The sequence below is a fragment of the Mycobacterium sp. E3298 genome, assembly GCF_001666895.1.
GTDB lineage: Bacteria > Actinomycetota > Actinomycetes > Mycobacteriales > Mycobacteriaceae > Mycobacterium.
This window is the reverse complement of record NZ_LZJB01000266.1, coordinates 1-858: the sequence shown is the minus strand read 5'-3', so window position 1 is coordinate 858 and position 858 is coordinate 1. Positions and strand designations below refer to the sequence as shown.

Sequence of the window (858 nt, the reverse complement as noted above, 5' to 3'; positions counted from 1 at the left end):
ACACCGGGGCGATTCCGGCGTCGGTGGGGTCACCCTGGCCGTCCCGACAGGTCACCGGGGGCGTAGCGTCGACGGCGAGCCGTTTCGTTGTCAGCGGTGGTCCGTGCGATCGGTGCGGGTGCCACCCACGGGCAATGCGATTCCTCCGTCCGCCCCGCGCCCGCCGGGGCGAACGACGCCGACGTGAAGGAAACCGCCCGTGGATGCCACAACCGGCCACGACCGCCGAGCCCGTCGATGAGCGCGCCGGAACGCCGACGTCGAGCCAACCCCGTCCGGCTGTCGGTGGGGCGTGAGCTCGGGCGGGCGATCGACGGCGCGTGGTGGCCACGCGCGGACCGCATCACCAACGAGTTGCCCGAGCTGATCGCCGTCCTGACCCCGTTGCTTGGGGAGGTCGAGTCCATCAACGTCAACTGGCCACCGCTGCAGCGGCCGCCCGACCTGAACTGGTCCGGATGGGAACGGAAACGTCAGCACGTGATGACCGTCATCGGGGCCGACGCACGCGTCAACCTGCTGGTCATCCCGTACGCGACCTACAGCGCGCTCGCCCTGATGGTGTTGCGCTGCGCGGCCGACCTACCCGTCGAGGCGCGCGACCAGGTGAAGCCGGCGTTTCTGACCGCCGGCTCCATCCTGCGGGCCGCGCACCAACAGTGCGGCACGGCTGTCACCGAACCAGCGCGAGGCTAGTGGTGCTCGCCGTTCTTGCCGTTTGAACCGACGGTGCTCTCCTGGTGCTCGCGCAGGGCGGTGAGGGCGCGTTGCTCCGAGCTGTGTGCCGCACTGTTGGTGCGCGGCCCGCAGGATGGAGCCGGCGGTCAGAAACGCCGGCTTCACCTGGTCGCGCGCCTC

At 70.6% G+C, this 858-nt stretch carries 1 protein-coding gene; it reads left to right on the top strand.

Annotated elements, in window-relative coordinates:
- Window positions 1-237: 237 nt before the first annotated feature.
- Window positions 238-696 carry a DUF5994 family protein gene (locus tag A9X05_RS12555; RefSeq protein ID WP_067758662.1) on the top strand — a complete coding sequence of 153 codons (459 nt, stop codon included), beginning with the start codon at window positions 238-240 and terminating at the stop codon, window positions 694-696.
- Window positions 697-858: the final 162 nt, after the last annotated feature.

What these genes read in the sequence shown, in the direction of transcription:
- A9X05_RS12555 (WP_067758662.1), top strand. Translation starts at nt 238, where the DNA reads ATGAGCGCGCCGGAACGCCGACGTCGAGCCAACCCCGTCCGGCTGTCG.